The 16426-nt window shown below is 72.7% G+C and carries 19 protein-coding genes; 14 read left to right on the forward strand and 5 right to left on the reverse strand.

The window, feature by feature from the left end:
• Window positions 1-56: 56 nt before the first annotated feature.
• Entirely contained in the window at window positions 57-1082 is a 1026-nt protein-coding gene (locus ACIA5A_RS28940) for a tyrosine-type recombinase/integrase (RefSeq protein WP_396767606.1), read from the reverse strand.
• A gap of 292 nt (window positions 1083-1374) precedes the next feature.
• Between ACIA5A_RS28940 and ACIA5A_RS28945 the strand changes: the two genes are divergently transcribed.
• Window positions 1375-1593, forward strand: coding sequence for a hypothetical protein (locus ACIA5A_RS28945; protein WP_396767608.1), 219 nt, complete (start codon window positions 1375-1377; stop codon window positions 1591-1593).
• Between the two features lie 611 nt (window positions 1594-2204).
• Window positions 2205-2921 carry a hypothetical protein gene (locus ACIA5A_RS28950; RefSeq protein ID WP_396767610.1) on the forward strand — a complete coding sequence of 239 codons (717 nt, stop codon included), beginning with the start codon at window positions 2205-2207 and terminating at the stop codon, window positions 2919-2921.
• Here the strand turns inward: ACIA5A_RS28950 and ACIA5A_RS28955 are convergent.
• Window positions 2906-3580: a hypothetical protein gene (locus ACIA5A_RS28955; protein WP_396767612.1), complete on the reverse strand. Its 675-nt coding sequence runs from the start codon at window positions 3578-3580 to the stop codon at window positions 2906-2908. The genes ACIA5A_RS28950 and ACIA5A_RS28955 overlap by 16 nt on opposite strands.
• A 248-nt stretch (window positions 3581-3828) precedes the next feature.
• Between ACIA5A_RS28955 and ACIA5A_RS28960 the strand changes: the two genes are divergently transcribed.
• The 3 genes from ACIA5A_RS28960 to ACIA5A_RS28970 all read left to right on the forward strand — a co-directional run bounded on the left by ACIA5A_RS28960 (window position 3829) and on the right by ACIA5A_RS28970 (window position 6017).
• Window positions 3829-4080, forward strand: a complete 252-nt coding sequence (locus ACIA5A_RS28960) for a hypothetical protein (protein ID WP_396767614.1) — start codon at window positions 3829-3831, stop codon at window positions 4078-4080.
• Window positions 4077-4496 carry a hypothetical protein gene (locus ACIA5A_RS28965; RefSeq protein ID WP_396767616.1) on the forward strand — a complete coding sequence of 140 codons (420 nt, stop codon included), beginning with the start codon at window positions 4077-4079 and terminating at the stop codon, window positions 4494-4496. The genes ACIA5A_RS28960 and ACIA5A_RS28965 overlap by 4 nt, the downstream gene beginning before the upstream one ends.
• 900 nt (window positions 4497-5396) lie before the next feature.
• On the forward strand, window positions 5397-6017 hold the full coding sequence (locus ACIA5A_RS28970; protein WP_396767618.1) for a hypothetical protein: 621 nt from the start codon (window positions 5397-5399) through the stop codon (window positions 6015-6017).
• Window positions 6018-6129: 112 nt separating this feature from the next.
• Here ACIA5A_RS28970 and ACIA5A_RS28975 read toward each other — a convergent pair whose 3' ends face one another.
• The 3 genes from ACIA5A_RS28975 to ACIA5A_RS28985 are packed head-to-tail and all read right to left on the reverse strand — an operon-like array spanning window position 6130 to window position 8398.
• Window positions 6130-7353 carry a dihydrofolate reductase family protein gene (locus ACIA5A_RS28975; protein ID WP_396767620.1) on the reverse strand — a complete coding sequence of 408 codons (1224 nt, stop codon included), beginning with the start codon at window positions 7351-7353 and terminating at the stop codon, window positions 6130-6132.
• Window positions 7350-7625, reverse strand: a complete 276-nt coding sequence (locus ACIA5A_RS28980; RefSeq protein ID WP_396767622.1) for a hypothetical protein — start codon at window positions 7623-7625, stop codon at window positions 7350-7352. Before ACIA5A_RS28980 ends, ACIA5A_RS28975 begins: the two co-directional genes overlap by 4 nt.
• Window positions 7622-8398 (reverse strand): GntR family transcriptional regulator, encoded by a 777-nt coding sequence (locus ACIA5A_RS28985; protein WP_396767624.1) that lies wholly within the window; start codon window positions 8396-8398, stop codon window positions 7622-7624. Before ACIA5A_RS28985 ends, ACIA5A_RS28980 begins: the two co-directional genes overlap by 4 nt.
• Before the next feature lie 180 nt (window positions 8399-8578).
• Here ACIA5A_RS28985 and ACIA5A_RS28990 point away from each other — a divergent pair, with 180 nt between their 5' ends.
• The 9 genes from ACIA5A_RS28990 to ACIA5A_RS29030 all read left to right on the forward strand — a co-directional run bounded on the left by ACIA5A_RS28990 (window position 8579) and on the right by ACIA5A_RS29030 (window position 16420).
• The gene (locus ACIA5A_RS28990) at window positions 8579-8893 is read left to right on the forward strand and encodes a hypothetical protein (RefSeq protein WP_396767626.1); all 315 of its coding nucleotides are present in this window, start codon (window positions 8579-8581) and stop codon (window positions 8891-8893) included.
• Window positions 8894-8967: 74 nt separating this feature from the next.
• Window positions 8968-9633, forward strand: coding sequence for a GGDEF domain-containing protein (locus tag ACIA5A_RS28995; protein WP_396767678.1), 666 nt, complete (start codon window positions 8968-8970; stop codon window positions 9631-9633).
• Complete coding sequence (locus ACIA5A_RS29000; RefSeq protein WP_396767628.1) at window positions 9630-10211, forward strand: hypothetical protein; 582 nt, start codon at window positions 9630-9632, stop codon at window positions 10209-10211. Before ACIA5A_RS28995 ends, ACIA5A_RS29000 begins: the two co-directional genes overlap by 4 nt.
• Window position 10212: 1 nt before the next feature.
• Window positions 10213-10479 carry a hypothetical protein gene (locus ACIA5A_RS29005; RefSeq protein ID WP_396767630.1) on the forward strand — a complete coding sequence of 89 codons (267 nt, stop codon included), beginning with the start codon at window positions 10213-10215 and terminating at the stop codon, window positions 10477-10479.
• A gap of 47 nt (window positions 10480-10526) precedes the next feature.
• Complete coding sequence (locus ACIA5A_RS29010) at window positions 10527-11960, forward strand: hypothetical protein (protein ID WP_396767632.1); 1434 nt, start codon at window positions 10527-10529, stop codon at window positions 11958-11960.
• A gap of 149 nt (window positions 11961-12109) precedes the next feature.
• Window positions 12110-12565 carry a hypothetical protein gene (locus ACIA5A_RS29015; RefSeq protein WP_396767634.1) on the forward strand — a complete coding sequence of 152 codons (456 nt, stop codon included), beginning with the start codon at window positions 12110-12112 and terminating at the stop codon, window positions 12563-12565.
• 15 nt (window positions 12566-12580) lie between these two features.
• The gene (locus tag ACIA5A_RS29020) at window positions 12581-13021 is read left to right on the forward strand and encodes a hypothetical protein (protein ID WP_396767636.1); all 441 of its coding nucleotides are present in this window, start codon (window positions 12581-12583) and stop codon (window positions 13019-13021) included.
• On the forward strand, window positions 13018-14394 hold the full coding sequence (locus tag ACIA5A_RS29025) for a hypothetical protein (protein WP_396767638.1): 1377 nt from the start codon (window positions 13018-13020) through the stop codon (window positions 14392-14394). The genes ACIA5A_RS29020 and ACIA5A_RS29025 overlap by 4 nt, the downstream gene beginning before the upstream one ends.
• Window positions 14395-14488: 94 nt before the next feature.
• On the forward strand, window positions 14489-16420 hold the full coding sequence (locus tag ACIA5A_RS29030; protein ID WP_396767640.1) for an ATP-binding protein: 1932 nt from the start codon (window positions 14489-14491) through the stop codon (window positions 16418-16420).
• The last annotated feature ends 6 nt before the right edge of the window (window positions 16421-16426 follow it).

A 16426-nucleotide genomic window follows, 5' to 3' on the forward strand; every position in this document is an offset into this window, starting at 1 on the left:
CCGCTACGCCAAACGGGCATCCCTCTACCGAGCCAGCCTGGTCCTCGTCGCCGCTGTCATCTGGCTTCCATGATCGACAGGACAGGCCCTAGGCGGCGTACGGTGGCGAACACCGCGGCCTGGGTCAGCGGGTTCCCGCCTCCGGTGCACAGCAGCGGCCCGGGCACCGGGACCTTGGCGAGGTCCTCCGGTGAGGCGGCGGCGATGAGGGCGAGGTCTTTGCGCCGCGCGGCGTCGATCTCGTGCTGGGACCTGTTGCGGGCTTCGTCCGCGCGGTAGCCGCGCTGCTGCAGCGCCAGCGTCAGCTCGTGGTGCTTGGCGTCGAAGTGCCGCTCACTTTCAGCGCGGTCGGCGGCACGGCGGCGTTCGGTCACGAACGGGTCGAGCAGGCGCAGCAGCGGCGCGGGCACGGGCAGTTGGCGGCGCCGTCCGCCCTTGCCGCGGATGAGGACGGTGCGGTGCCCGGCGTCGTGGCGTAGATCCTCGCAGCGCAGCGCCAGGGCCTCCCCGACACGCAGCCCGAGGTGGGCAAGCAGCCCGACCAGCAGCCGGTCCCGCTCGGCGGCGGTGACCAGCCAGGCGTTGAAGGCGGTCATCCGGCGTCGGCGGCGGATGCTCACCACGTCGTCGGCGGCGCGCAGCAACGCACGCACCTCGGCCACGGTGAGCCCGACGGTGGGGGAGAAGTCCCGGTCAACGGGCTCGCGGTCAACAGCGACGACCGGGTTGCGGATGGCCACGTCGGCGTCGAGCAGGTAGCCGTACCAGGAGGACAGGCTGGCCAGCCGCCGGTTGATCGTTGCTGGGCTCGGCCGAGGGCTGCTGGCACGCAGTACGGCGAGATAGCGGTCCAGGTCCGGGCGCCGCACCCGCAACGGCTCCAGGCCGGTCTCGGCCAGCCAGGCCAGGAAGTGGGCCAGGTCAGCGAAGTACGCACGGCGGGTGTGCGGGGAGCGGCGCGAAAGCAGCCAGGCCACCGTGACGGGTTGCCACCGGTCCTCGAGTTCGCTGGCGGGCAGCGGCAGATCCGCGACGGAGTCCTCGATGAGGTCGTGCTCCGTCCAGCCGGCTACCGGCGCCACCCAGACGGGCCGGTCGGGCAGCGCAGCCGGCGCGGCGGGTGCCGACGAAGGCGGGGGTGCTGGCTGCGGGGCCCTCCCGGTGGGGATCAGGGCGCCGACGCCGCGGCCGAGGCCCGCCGAGGGTGGGCGGGCACGGGAATGACCGTCGGCGGCGGCGGGTCTGCGCACATCGGCCAGGGTACGGCCGGCGCACCACTGATAACGGTGATTATCACCCGCTGTCGGAGCGCGACGGAACTCTCAACCGCGACGTCCGCTCGGGGCGTTCCACGAGCTGTTGAAGGAGCCGCCGATGACCTCGCCCGCCACCACCCCCACGGGCAGCACCCGCCCCTTGTGGGCCGCCCTGATCGTGCTGACCGCTGTGCTCGTCGGCGCTGCGGCGGCGATGCTGTCGATCGCTGGCGGCGTCCCCATCCCCTTGGCGGTCATCGCCGGCGGCGGTGCCTTCGGCGGCACCGTAGCCCTACTGCTTGCCATCGCCCACTTTCTCGCCGACGGCCGGGCGTGACGACGATCCCGTTGGCGTTGTTCTTGGGCTGGAAACTACGGGCAGGCCATTCCGCGGAATCACCGCACGCTCGCCTCGCCGCCGATGGTCATCATGCAACCGGCGTTTCGGCAGGCTAGACCAGTTATGTGCCCTTACAAGGGACACACCCCCTTGCATTCTCGACTCGCCGCAACGTCAGTGACGCAACCCTGCCGCCGCCCACGGCGGCGCCGCGAGGCGTGCCCGAGCACAGCGACGGCGCGTCAGCCGGCTCACAGACGTCGCTTCATCACCGCCAGCGCCCACCGTTCGTGACCGGACCGCACTGGCCACCCACCCGTCACCAAGACGGCGCGCGAGTCCACCCACCACCAACACGGCCAGGGGGTGAGGTGCGGCGAAGATGTCGACCTGCCGCAACGCCCCCGTTGCCAGCCCCGCCGTCGAGCGTTCGGCGTCACTCGCCCCGCCCTACGGGACGGGCCACCGCGCTGTCGTGGGCACGCCTGCCCTGCGGACAGCCGCCCGCGCGACCGCCAAAACCGGGGCGACCCGACTGGGACACACCCTCTGCACTTCCAGTGCGCCGCAAAGGTCAGTGAACGAAACGTCGGCCTACCGTTGGTGCGATGACGGGGGTCACCGAACACGAGATCGAGACGCCGTGCGGGTGGTGCGGTAACGCCATTGTGCAGCCGCCCACGGGCCGTAAGAGGCGCTACTGCGACCGGTCCTGCCGGCAGCGCGCGTACGAGCTGCGCACCGCGCAGCGTCGCCACCAAAGCGACGTCGACGCCGGCCGGATCCGGAGCGTGCCGGCCCAACGAGTCATCGAGCGGACCATCCAGCCACGCCGGCCGACCACCGTCGCGCAGTGGGAGACCGTCCTCGGCGAACTCGCTGAGCAGCTCCACGCCGGCCGCCATGCGTGGGAGCGGCACCGCATCCGCGCCGCCCTCAACCAGGTGCTCGGCGCTCTCGGCCACCGCCTGCCCGACGCCTGGGTCATCAACGGCGGCGACCCGTCCGCCGGCCCTGCCCTCCCGCCGCCGGCGGGGCCGCCACAACCGCCAACGACCGTACTGACGACGGCCGACGAGCACCGGAGCGACGCGCAGGCCGCCGTCCTCGGCTGCGCCGGCCCGGACGGTATCGACACCACCCTGACCCGCTTGCAGGCGCTCACCGGGCGCACCGAGGCCGTGCTCCGTGCCGCCCTGCGCGACCTGAGCACCGCGCGCCTGATCGTGCTGCACCGCCACGGCGAGCCCGTCGACGACGTCGACGCGCTCATCGCACACGCCCGCTTCCAGCTCCACCTCGGCGACGGTCATCGGCGCGGCTGAGGCAGCACCACGAGAGGCCGGCCGGCCAGCAGCGGCAGCACCCGACAGCCGGCGTCGATCCAGTCCCGCGTGACCGGGCACACCCAGCCGGCGACCTCCACCGCCGTCGCGCGCAGGTCGGCGAGCGGCCGGTTGAACATCGGCTCGTGATGGGCCATCCGGTTGCGGGCCTCGTGCAGCCGGCTGACCGCCGCGTGCACCTCGCGGCGCCGCCGCCCCGGCACCGCCCGGTGCAGGCAGCTCCGCCACAGCGTCCCGTCGTAGCGGGTCGCGAGCAGGAACCGCCAGAACCCCAGGTTGAGCTCCGCCACCACCCGCCCGGGGGTCTCCAGGCGGCCGTCCCGGGTCGCCCGGGCGCGGGCCTTGGTGACGTCGCGGCGGCCCTCATCGGTTAGAACGCCGCCCGGGTCGAGGTACCAGCGCTGATCCCCGTAGCGGTGCAGCGACCAGGCGGTCAGTTCCTCGTGCAGCGCGTTGCGCAGCAGCACCTCCACGTGCCCGAGCGTGGTGCCCAGCGCGGCGGAGATCTCCGCGTTCCACCGGTAGAGCGCGACGGCGGCCGCCAGGTCCCCGCCGCACGCCGACCGGTACGGCCCGAGCCGCTCCGGCGACCACCGCCGCTCCAACATCAGCAACTCCGCCGCGCCCGGTGTCGCCATCAGCCCACCACGCTGCCGAAACGCGCTATGCTTAGACACGAAGACCCCGGCCCGCCTCTGCCCCGCAAGGGCACGCAGCCGGGGTTTTGACGTTCCCGGGGCAGCCAGCGGACGCGAAGCGACATGCCCTGCTCAACGAACAGCATCGCCGTTCGCCGCTACTTCCGCAGTCGTTGGTGGCCGCGGCTCAACGCGCCGAGCTACCGCCGGTAGCACCAGCGGTGCCACCGGCCGGGTAGGCTCTGGTCATGACCGCGAAACGATCGATCAGCCTCCCCGACGACGTCGCGCAGTGGCTCGACGACCAGCCCAACGTCAGCGCCGCGATCACCTCCGCGGTTCGGGCGCAGATGGCCGGCACGCACCTCGACGAGGCGCTGCGCCGCGCGGGAATCCAGGTCACCGAAGAGGGCAAGGCCCGCTGGCGCGAACGCCTGGCCGCCCCCATCCCGCCGGAGGCCCTCGCCGAGGGACAGCGGATGCTCGACGAGGCCGCGTGAGCACCACCGACGTCGCCGTGGTCCTCGACGCCGCCGCCCTGACCGCCTACGTCGAGGGGCAGGTCGCCGTCGGCGAGCTGATCGCCGAGGTCGCCGACGAGGGCCGCCAGGTCGCCGTGCCCGCCTCGTGCCTCGCCGCCGCGTACGCCGCCACCAAAGACGACGTCGGCGCGGCCCTGCTCACCCTCCTGGCCACCACCCCCGCCGTGGCCGTGGTCCCCCTGGGCGCCGACCCCGGCGTCGACGACGCCCGCCAGGCCGGCGTCCTCGCCCGCGCCGCCGCCGGCGACATCGCCCTCGGCCACGCCGCCCGAACCGCTCTCGCCCACCAGGCCCACCTCGCCACCACCGACCCCGCCGGAGCCGCCGTAGTCCTGCCGACCGGCTGGAGCGTGCTCGACCTCAGTCAGACGTAGCGGCTGCCTAACGAGCTACCTCGGCCAGCTCCTGCCTCAGCAACCTCGTGCCGAGATGCTCACCGCGCTCGGCGACGTGTCCGCCTGACCCAGGTTGACCAGACACCAGCGGCTCCCGGCGAGATACCGGGAGCCGCTGCGCGTGTTGGCGCCGCGCTTGGGTAGCTGTCCCAGGACCACAAGTATTCGATCTTGATGTGGCCAGGTTGGCTTACGTCTGGGGGTGGGTCACCTAGGGTGGGATGCTTTTCGCAAGACCCCTCGACGGGGGTCGCGCGCGCCCATCATGTGCCACTACTTTAAGCGATGTGCCGACTCCGGAATGCAAGCACTGTTCGGGTCGGATGCCGCTGTTCAAGCGCAGCGACGCGGTGTTCTGCTCGCGGGCATGTCGAAGCGCGGCGGCCCGTACCGCCCTGCGACCGGAGGTGCGGCAACGCGAGCCGTGGCACCCCAAGTGTGTGGTGTGCGGGACGAGCTGGGACTTCGATGAGCACCGGCCGGAGAAGGAATACTGCTCGACCCGGTGCCGCACCCGGGCGTGGCGCTCCCGCCTGCCGAACCCGCTGAAAGTGCGGCCGCGTCGCTCGAGTGACCCCGGCGGTGACGCCTGAATGGGGCGGCTACGAGCCTCTGAGCTGCCGTTAAACTGTGTGGATGATCGACTGTCGCTGCCAGGCTCGGGAATACGAGCGGCTCGCTCCATAGTCTAGGTTGTCGGCCCCAACGTGGAGGTACCGCGCGGGAGGCAGACCAGACGTTGGGGCTCGACTACGTCGCAGTTATCGACCCTAACCGCTAGTAGTGGACTTGGCGACAACTTCAGGTTGTGAAGTTCACGTCAGTGGTGACATAAGACGTCGGGCTGCTTCGCGATCGGGGCCAGAGGAGATCGCCAGATTGACCAACCCGACGTCGAGTTTCGACATCGCGATGGCTCGGTTCGTCAAGTACGTCCTGAGCCCAGGGGCGCAGCGGTTCACGCTGGTCCGCAGCTTCGACGACGACTACTCGCCGGCCAAGGATCCCTACCGCCGGATCCGACTGGCCATCCAGGCCGGACGGCGCACGGGCAGGGACGAGGCGGCGATGGACGGCGCCGTGCAGAACTGCCGCCAGCAACTGCGCGGGCACTACATCGACATCGCCCGCGGGTGGCTGTCGTTCATCACGCCCCGCGCGGACGCCACGCTCGTCTCACCGGGCACCGCGAGGTGGCACACCACCGACCTGACCGTGCGCGTCACGCCTGATCTCGTCCTCGCTCATCCAGACGGGACCATCGACGCCGTGAAGCTGTACTTCTACAACGACCCGATCCCGGCGCAGGCCGCCGAGGTCACGCTGTGGCTGATGCAGCAGACCCTCGACCAGACTCACCCGGAAGCCCGGCCGATGGTGCTGGACGTCCGGCGGCGCCGTCAGCACACCAAGGTGCAACCCGCTCGCGGCTTCGCCAGCTGGTTGGAGTCCGAGGCCGCCAGCCTCGCGTTCCTCTACCGCCACCACCGGGCCGCCTGAACCGGACCTCCCGGCCAGCCGCTGAAGCTGGCCGGGAGGCCCCACCTTTCCTAGCGCCGTGTGGTCCTGGGAGGTCTACCCATCCGCAGGGCCATGTCCCCCGTACCGAGGGCTATCTGGGCAGGCGGTCGTACCGCAGGAACAGGTTGCCTTGCTCGTCGATCAGGGATCGGTGGAGCTGCCAGTCGTCGGCATCTTGCCCAGCACCTGATGAGTCTGTGATCCGTGGTCCGGGCATGGCCAGGAGCTGCGGCGTGATCGTCATGCAGATCTGGTCGAGCAGCCCGGCTCGCGTCATCGCGCCGGCGAGCGAGGGGCCGCCCTCGCAGACGATCCGTTGGTGGCCTTCGCTGCGGAGCTGCTGTACGGCTACCCCCAGGTCGACGTCGGTCTCGCCAGCGACCAGCAGGTCGACGCGCTCGGCGAGGGCGGGGTCGATGCTGGCCGCCGATGCTGCGGGAGCAATGACGATCGGGCGGGGTGGGACGTGGCGGCCGGTGTGCTGCTGGAACAGCGGTCCGGTGGGGTCCAGGTCGAGAGATCGGCTGACTACGGCAACGGTCGGGTACGGCGCCAGGCCCATCGCGCGGCGGCGGGCGATCTGGAGAGCGGAGAGCGGCGTAGGGCCGTACTGCTCCGCGCGGACGGTACCTGCCCCCACGAGCAGCACGTCGGCGTCTCGCTTGACCGCCTGGTAGACGCGCTGGTCGCCCGGGCTGGACAGCGCGGCGCTGGTCCCGTTCACCGCCCCCAGTCCGTCGATGCTGGTGACGGCCAGCAGCCGCACGTGCCCGGCGTCGGTGGCGAGGCGGTCGTGCAGCTCGTCGTCATCGAGGTCGATCAGCCCAGGCTTCGGCCACATGTCGCGGATGCGGGCGCCGGCGACCGGAGCCGGCCACCCAGCAAGACGCCATGTCAGCTCCGCGACCTGCTCGGCGAGTGAGTCGAGGGCCTGGCCGCCCAGGTTCGCGCCCGCGGCGGATCGTGAAGTGGAGAACTGCTGGCCCTCCACCAGGTATTCCGTGCCGGAGCGGTCCATGACGTAGAGGACGTGTTGGCCGCCGGTCTCGAAGCCCAAGCCCACGGCGTCGACGCCCAAGTCCCGCTGCACGTCGACGAGCCCACGGTGGCGGCGGCACTGATCGAGCCACTGGTCGAGCAGTTCGGAGGCTGTTTGAGTACCGACGCCGCCGGCCAGCGTGGTGACGACGGCGGGCTGCGGCGGTCGATGGGTGAGCGTCAGGAGACGCGGCGGCCGGCCCCAGTTCCACGTGCTGCTGAGGTGCTCAAGGGCCGACAGGATCGCCGGATCTCCCTGGGTGCTGTCGATCGTCATGGTTGACCGTCCGTGCTGGTGGGAAGCGGCTGCGCCGCGGCGGCGCGCTGAAAGCGGGTGCCGCGCCAGCGGTAGATGTTCCGGGTGTAGATAACGACGAATGCGATGGATAGGGCGATCATCCCGGGTTGTGCGGTGGCCAGGCCGTAGGCGATCCACACAGCCTGACTGGCGATGCCGTAAATCCATCCGACCCGGGGGTTGAGGCCGCCAATCCACAGTCCGGCGATCGACGCCGCGGCGGCGATCCACGACCAGGTCGCCGGGCTCACTGATCACCTTCGGTGAGGTTCACGGCAATTTTGTACGCGACGCGATCTCCCGGCACGATCGACGTGGACACTTCAACCGGCTCGCAGCCGCGGTACAGCGTCCGCCAGTGCTCGAACACCGACGTCCCGCCGGGGATGGCCAGCTCGGCTACCTCGGCGGCCGACGGCACACGACTCTCGAATGCGAGCTCCGCGCTGTCGACAGCGATCCCACCCGCCATCAGGTGAGCGATCGTACCCACGCCCGGACGCTCGTCGTCGGGACTGTTGAGGCCGATGCGCTGCGCCGTCTCTGCCGGCAGGTAGGACCGCGCCACCTGGTGCGGGGCTCCCTCAACCACGTAGCGGAACGTCCGCACCAGGATCCTGTGCTCCGCGTCGACGTCCAGCAGCCGTGCGACTTGTTCCGAGGCCCTCGCGTAGTTGTAGGTGATGTCGACCTTGGCGTCCATGCCGGTCATCGCCTCGAACAGGCCCGCCTGAACGTCGGCCCCCCGACGTGCGGCCGCGTACTCCATGCGCAGGCCCGCGAGCAGGTCGCGTTGCACCACCTGGCGGCGGCGGACGTAGATGCCAGAGCCGTGCACCACGGTCAGCAGCCCTTCGGCGACCAGCTCTTTCAAGGCCCGGTCGAGCGCGGAGCGCGATCGCGTCTCGTACATGGCCATGAGGTCGGCCAGCCGTGGCAGGCGATCGCCGGGCAGGTACTTGCCGGACTGAATCTGATGGCGCAGATCAACGGCGATCTCGGCGCCTCTGCTTACAGCTCTCACGCCAGCTCCCCAAAGTGTCCCTGGGAGAGTTGTTGACTCCCCCGGCATACAGGGTGACACTAGCAGTGTCCCTGGGACAATCCCCCATCAGGGTTCGTTCGGAAACGGGACAAAGCCCGGCGCTACGAACACCGGGCTTCGCCACAGGCGGGTCGCTGACCTTGGGAAGGAGCACGACCCATGAGCATTCTCCACGACCGACCGGGCGCTGGTAGCGCACCACCGACCGCGACGCCCCCCACTGATCTCCTGAACATCGGCGACCCGTGGGAGCGGGCACGCGCCGCCTCGCGGGTGGCGGACCAACTGCACGAGGCTCGCCGTGCTGCCCTCACCATCCGACTCGCCGCGGTCCGCGAGCTGGTTGAGGGCCGCCACATCCCCGCCACCGTCGTCGGCCGGTTCATTGGCGTCACGGGCGGTCGCATCTCCCAGATGCTCGCCAGTGGCCGCACGAAGACCGAGTCGGCCCACACGATGGGGGACGCGGCATGACGGCCCCGACGAAGATGCACCTGAACCTGGCCGACGCGCTGGAGCAGTTTTACCAGGGCTCGAAGGGGCTGCGAATGCTGCTCCCGGCCGTGGCGGCGGTGTCGCTGGCGGGGCACGTGTGGGCCGCGCAGGTGGCGCGCTCGCAGCGGTGCCGCCTGGTCGAGGCCCGCCGGCGGGCGACGACGGATCCGTTGACCGGGTGCGCGAACCGCGCGGGTCTGGACCGGGCCCTGGACGTGATGGACGGCGAGCCGGTCGACCTGGTGCTGGTGGACCTGGACCGGTTCAAGCCGGTCAACGACATGTGGGGTCACCCGGCCGGGGACCGGCTGCTGGTGGAGATCGCCCGCCGGTTGCGGGAGTGCCTGGACGACGTCGAGGACGCGGTGGTGGCCCGCATCGGTGGTGACGAGTTCGTGCTCGCCGCGCCGTCGTCGGTGCCGCTGGCGCATTACCTGGGCGCGGAGGTTATCTCCGTGCTGGCCGCGCCGATCGAGGTCGCCGCCGGCGTCTGGGTGTCGGTGACGGCCAGCGTCGGGGCGATCCACGCGACCGCCGGCGAGGACCGGGACCGGGTGATGGCCGCCGCGGACGCCGCCGTCTACGAGGCGAAGCTGCGTGGTGGTGACGGCCTGGTGGAGCACAACCCCCTGTCCGGGCTGCCCGATGTGGAGCAGCGTCCGCTGCTGCGGCTGCGGGAGCTGGCCGCGCTGACGACCGCGCTGGGGGTGACGGCATGACCACCACCAACGAGCAGCGGCAGGCGACGGCGCTGCGTCCGCCGCAGCCCGGCCCGTGGCTGCGGGAGCTGTTCCGGGTGCCGCCGCCGTTGCGCCTGGACGACGTGGGCGCGCTGTGCCCGCTGGATGACGTGGTGCTGATCCAGGCGCCCGAGGGGTGGGCGTGCCCGTCCTGCGGCGCCGGGTGGGACCGCGAGGGCCGTGACGGCCGCTGGACGACCGCCATGCAGATCGAGCGTTGGGCCGACCAGGGCGACGACGGCGGCCGGTCCGCCGGTCGGCTGACCCGGGTCGCGGTCGTCGGCGCGGCCGCGGCTGGTGCGGCCGCCGTCACCGCGGGCTTCGCACACCGCTACGCCGAGCACGCCGATCAGGTGCCGCAGGAGCTGCTTTACTCCCCCGCCGTCGCGGTGGGTCTGGTCGGGCTGTTCCTCGCCGGTCGGCGGGTCGCGCGGTGGGTCGACGAGCGCCGGCACCCCCTCGCGGTGGACGTCGGCGAGGCCGACCTCAACCCCCTCGGTGTGGAGCTGCTGGCCCGGGTGCGGGCGGCCCGCCAGGCGCGCGGGGAGGTGGTCTGACATGGCCGGGCTGCTGATGGTGCGCGTGCACCTGGACTGGACCGGGCCGCGGCACTACGAGGCCGGGGTGTCGCTGCCGTGTCGGGTGTGCGGCACGGCGACGTGCCAGCGCGACGGGCAGGGCCGGGCGTGTGAGAAGACCTGCGCGGAGGACGAGATCGCCCGGGAGCTGCTCGGCGCCGGGCAGGCGCTGATCGCCGACGAGCGGGTCCCGACGCCGGCGCGGATGGCGCGCGGCGTGCTGGCCACGGCGGGAGGTCCGCGGTGACGACGTCCACGCCGACGCCGGCCGCCGGCGACCCGGTCGAGGCGCCGGTGGCGGCCGAGAGCGGGCTCGACAAGGTCGAGGACACCGTCAAGCTGGTCGTCCTGGTGGCGATCATGGGTGCCGCGCTGGCCGCGTCGTTCACCCACATGCGGGACTGGACGCTGCACTGGATGCCCGAGCACACGCCGGAGTGGTTCGGGTGGGCCAACGCGGTGATCTCCGAGCTGCTGCCGCTGGTGGCGACGCTGTCGCTGCGCAAGCGGCTGCGCCAAGGCAAGAAGCTGGTCTCCTACGCCCTGTTCGTTCTGCTGGGCGGGGCGCTGCTGTCCCTCGCGGCGCAACTGTCGGCGGTCGGCGCGAACGCCTCCCGGTCGGCGATGTTCTTGGCGTGCCTGCCGTCGCTGGCGTTTTTGTTCCTGTCCAAGTTGGTGCTCGGGGACCTCGACGGCGGTCGTAAGCACGCCGACGTCGAGGCCGAGCGGCAGCGCCAGGCGACCGCCGAGGCCGCCCGCCGGGCGGCAGAGGTGCGGGCGGCGCGGGCGGAAACGGCCGCCGCGAAGGCGGGGCAGGCCGCCGCCGAGGAGACGGCGCGGGTGGAAACGGCGCGGGCCGAGGCGGAAACCGCCGCCCGGGTCGCGGCGGAAACCCGCGCGGTCGAGGCGGAAACGGCTGCGCAGGCGCAGGCGGAAAAGCAGGCGGAAATCGAGGCCGCCACCGAGGCGGAAATCGCCGCCCACGCCCACGCCGTCACCGAGGCCCGCACGGCGGTCGAGGCCGCCGAGCAGCGGGCCGCCGCTGCGGTCGAGGCGGCCCGCCTGGCCGAGGGGCGTCTCGCCGAGGCCCGCGACGGCGCGGACCGCGCCGGCGCCGCCCGGGTCCTGGCGGAGCAGAGCGCCGCCGATCGGGTGCGGATCCTCACCAACGCCGCTGAGCAGGCCGAACGTGACTACCAGGAGGCCCTGGCCGAGGCCCGCCTCGACGCCCGCGCCGCCCACGACCGGGCTGCCGAGCTGGACGAGACGGCGCGGGCGCTGCGCGCGCAGCTCGACGAGTCGCAGCGTTTCGCCGAGCGTCAGGTCACCGAGCGGGCCCGCGCGGAGCAGGAGGCGCAGGCGGTCATCGGCGCCCGCGACGGCCTCGTGAACGAGTTGGAGCGCACCCGCCGCGCTCTGGCCCGCGCGCAGGAGAAAGCGGAAACCGTGTCGGGTCGGCAACCGGAAATCGTGCGGCCCGCCGCCCGGAAATCTCTGGCCGCTGTGCCGGCCACCTTGCCGGCCGACCTGCCCGAGGTGGAAACCGTCAAGCCGGAAAAGGTCGCGGCGATCCTGCTGGCCCGAGCGGAAAACCCGGACGCCCGACAGGCCGAGCTGGCGGAGATCACCGGAATTTCCGACCGCACCATCCGCAAGGTCCTCAACGCCGTGCCGGCGGAAATCGCCGGCCAGGTCCTGGAGCTGACCGCCGGCAACCGCGTCGCCTGACGCGCGCCGGCTCCGGGAGATGAGCCCTCGGTGCTCGATCCGCCGACGACGTCGGGTCGGGTGCCGTGGCCCCACCCCTCGGCAGAACGGAAACAACCCGTTGACCCGCCCGATCGACCTGCACCAGCCGCACCGATGGAGGTGACCTGATGAACGCCCAACCCGCCGAGGACAACTACCGACCGTCACCGATGCCGCGAGTTCCATTCCGGGGCGAGGCGGAGGTGATTTCCCTCGTTCCGCCGAGGCAGGAGCCGTTGCCGGCCCCTCCCCTACCGGAACCCGATCGGGACGAACCCGCACAGTTCGCGCCCCCCACTTCCGGCCCCAACTCCGGCACCGGAGTAACTCTGCGTGATGTTCCGGGGGACTGGGACAGCGTCACCGCCGTCTGGACGGGCTCCCCGGAGCCGCTGTCGGACCTCGTCGGGCAGGCCGGGCGGGCCCGTGACGGCTCCGACGCGCACGCGATCGCGATGGCCTGCTGGGCCGTCCTGGTCCTCATCCCCCGTGGGCTGCTGCACCTGGCCTCGTGGGTCCTGGCCCATCCCCTGCGCACCCTGGCCGTCGCCGCGGTGGCCGCGGTCTTCATCGCAACCCTCTGAGAGGAGACACCCGTCATGACCGGCGCTCTGATCGTGATCGGCGGACTCGTCTACATCGCCCTGTCGATCGTCTTCCACTTCACCCCCCGCCTGCGGGTCATGCTCGGCCTGGCGGTCGGCGCGCTGCTCGCCGGCGTCGTGGTCACCCAGATCAACAAGTGGCTCGCCAAGGGCATCACCACCATCGCCGAGCCGATCGGCGACGGAATCGGCCAGAGCACCAAGGACGTCGCCCTCGCCATCCCCACCGCGCTCGGGCTCGCGCTCGGGATCGTCGTGGTGGTGTTCCTGCGCGGCAAGGGCGGCGGCAAGTCCGCCGGCGCCGGCAAGGGCGCCACCGGCAAGGGCGGTGGCGGCGGTAAGGCGAAGCTGGCCCACGCCGCGCTGACCTGCGCCCTGCTGCTCCCGATCGTCATCGGCGGTCTCGGCGCGACGATCCGGGACGTGATCCAGTGATCATCTTCGACGTCCTGGTGTATCTGGCGGTGGCGAAGATCGCCGTGCTGTTGCTGGAGGACGCCGCCTACGCGGTGCGGGGCAAGCAGTCGCCGCGCCGGCAGGCCCGCGCCCGCCAGCAGGCCGCCGCCCAGAAGGCCGGCGCCGACGGGTCGGGCGGGGCGAGCGCCCCGGCCGGCCCGGGCTCCGCCGGTGCGGTGGCCGCCGCGGACGGCTACCTCGCCGGGCTGATCGAGGACGCCACCGAACGGGCCCGCGCCCGCCGTCGTCGGGCCGTGGCCCGCAAGAGCGGCGCGAAGGCCGTCGACGGGGTGGTGGTCGACGCCGACGACAATGGCCGCTGGTACGCCGACTGCGACCTGTGCGGGTGGGCGAGCCGGCCGTACCGGATCGAGGGCAACGCCCAGGGCGCCGGCCGGGACCACACCCGCACCGCCCACCCGGAGCAGTACACCGGTGCCGAGCCGAACGCGGCCGCCGACAGCGATTCCACCGAATCAGCCTCCGCCGCCTCCACCGCCGACGGCGGCGAGCAGCAGCCGCGCCGGCCAGCGCTGCGGGTCATTCCCGGCGGCGCCCAGGACCCCACCGCCCCGGCCGCCGGTGCGCCTGCCGCCGGCGGGCCGGCCGGTGGGCAGACGTCGGGGCCGGGGGTGGTCCACACCGACCAGCACCCCTACTGCCTGACGCCGTGCGGCCCGACCTGCACGGCGCCGCGCCCGCAGCCCCGGTTCGGGTGGCGGTGCCGGGGCTGCGGGCAGCACGACGAGTCCTTCACCTCGCGGCAGGCCGCCGAGGACGCGGGCGCGCAGCACACCTGCCCGAAGCCGGCGTCGCCGCTCTCGGCCGCCGCCGGTCCGGATCCGGTCGGGCCGCCGACCCAGGGCGACGTGGAGCGGATCCGCAACGACAAGAGCACCGGCGGCGACGCCGGGGACAAGACCTCCGGCGTCGACGCCGGGGATGAGCAGCACCACCCGGCCGCCGCCCCGGCGACCGGCGCCACGTCCCGCACCACCGAGGAATTGAGGGAGTTGACCGTGAATCTCGAAGCCACTGGTCCGGAGGAGATCCGCGCGGCGTTCACCACGGCGGCGGAGGCCGCCGGGGAGCAGGCCGAGCAGCTCGGCGGGATCGCCGGCGTGCTGACCGAGGCCGCCGACCGCTACGAGGGCCTGGACATGGCGGCGTCGACCGTCGGGCACCTGCGCGACGCCGCCGAGCAGTTCGCCTCCGCGCACGGGGCGCTCAACAGCGCCCAGGAGGAGCTGCAGGCCGCCCTGAGCGACTTCAACGCCAAGGACGGCCAGGTCGCCGAGGCCGTCGCCGACGCCGGCGGCAACGTCGCCTCGAAGGAGGTCCTGGTCGGCTGACCAGGACCCCCGGGCCCCGGGACGCGCACCGCCCCGGGGCCCACCCCCACCCCGGAAACCAACCCCCTGCCAGCCCTGCCACGAGGAGCCCCCGATGTCGACCCGGACCGCTGACGAGATCCGCGCGGACCGCACGGCCGCGCTCGGTCGTGCCCTGACCGCCCTGCTCGCCGTCACCGCCTACGCCCTGGCGTGGATCGTCAAGCGCTCCTGGCGGCGGCTGCTGCCGGTGTACTGGGTCGCCGCCGAGCTGGCCCTCGCGTGGGTGGCCGGCCCCCTCGGCCTGTCCTGGCAGAGCGTGGGGATCGTCGCCCTGGCCATCGCCGCCACCGCCGCCGGCTGGCGGGCCCGCTCCCGCACCGTGCGCCTGTGGCGGGCCGCGATCGCCGTGGTCCTCGGCGGGTACGCGGTGGTGACCGTCGCCGCCGGCGGCGCCGACGCGATGGCCGCGCACCCCGCCCTCACGATCGCCGTGCCGGCGCTGCTGGGCGCGGTGCTGGGCTGGCCGTGGTGGCACCACCTGCGCCACCGCGCTCCCGAGCAGGCCCCGGCGCCGGTGCTGGTTCCCGCACCGGCCGACGTGCTCGACCCGCTGACCGCGCACTGGCAGCGCCGCTGGGAGCACGAGGTGATCGCGGCGAAGGTGTGCGAGGGCACCAACCTGGTCCAGGCGGTCGAGCCGCGCCCGTTCGTCACCGAGGCCCTGGTGCGCCTCACGCCGGGCACGAAGCCTGGCCCGCTGTTCAAGTCCGGCCCGGACGTCGAGGTCGCGCTGGACCTCAACGAGGGCGCGGTCGGCTGGCGCTCCACCGGCAAGCGGGCGTGGGTGCGGGTGATCATGGTCGAGCGGTCCTACATCGCCGACGGCGTGCCCTGGACCGGCCCCACCTACGCGGGTGGCCGGCTGGAGCTCGCCCGGTTCACCGACGGCTCTCCCGGCCACTGGGTGGTGTCGCGGCCCGGAGCCGGGGTGGTCGGCGGCCTCGTCGTCGGCTCCATCGGCACCGGCAAGTCCCGCGCGTTGGGGGCGCTGATCGCGAACCTGCTCGACGCCGGCATCCAGATCGCCGTGGGCGACCCGCAGAACGGCCAGTCCCTGCCGGCGTGGAAAGACGCCGTCGAATACCACTCCGGCGCGGAGAAGACCGCGCTGCTGGTCCGGCGGGTGCACGCCGAGACCATGCGCCGCTCGAAGCTCCTCGCCGACGCCGGCGTCGACAACTTCGACGAGAACGACCCCCGCGTGAAGGCCCTGGGCCTGCGCATCTTCGGGGTCATCGTCGACGAGTGCCAGCTCGTGCTGATCCCGAACACCCCGATCGTGGCCCTGGCCGAGCAGGCCGCCGAGACGATGCGCAAGACCGGCGTCTTCCTCATCCTGGCCACCCAGCTTCCGCAGATGCGCTCCCTCGGCGGGTCGATCCGCCTGCGTGACGCCCTGGTCTCGGGTAACGCCCTGGTGCTGCGCCTGTCCAACCGGGGGTCGGGCTCGACGATCCTGCCCGACGACTTCGTCGGCGACCCGTTCGCGCTGCAGCCGGAGATCGACGGGAAGACCACCGCCGGCATGGGCTACCTGCGCACCGGCGTCCGCGTCGGCATGCTCGCCCGTGTCCCGCACCTCGACGAGGCCGCCGCCGCCGCGGCCGCCCCCCGTATCCCCGTGCGCTGGAGCGTCCCCGAGATCGATCCGACCAGCAAGATCGTGCTGCTCGGGCAGCGCTCCCCCGACACGAAGGCGACCGCCGCGTCCGGTGTGGGCAGCGCGGTGGACAAGCTGCGCGCCGCGTTCGGCGCCGGCCGCAAGGCCAGCACCACGGTGGTGGAGCAGGTCGCCCCGGCCACTCCCGCCGAGTGGGTCCTGGCGTGCCTGCGCCGCGGTCCGGCCTCCGCGCAGGCGCTGCTGGACCGCCCGGACTGCCCCGTCGAGCAGTCGCAGCTCTACGCCCTGCTGGGCCGGCTCAAGGACAGCGGCCGGATCACCCCGCCCGCGCAGCGCGGCGGCCCTTTCACCATCGCCGGCTGACCCCCA

Origin of the sequence: Micromonospora sp. NPDC051300, from assembly GCF_044455315.1 — a bacterium.
Classification (GTDB): Bacteria; Actinomycetota; Actinomycetes; order Mycobacteriales; family Micromonosporaceae; genus Micromonospora; species Micromonospora robiginosa.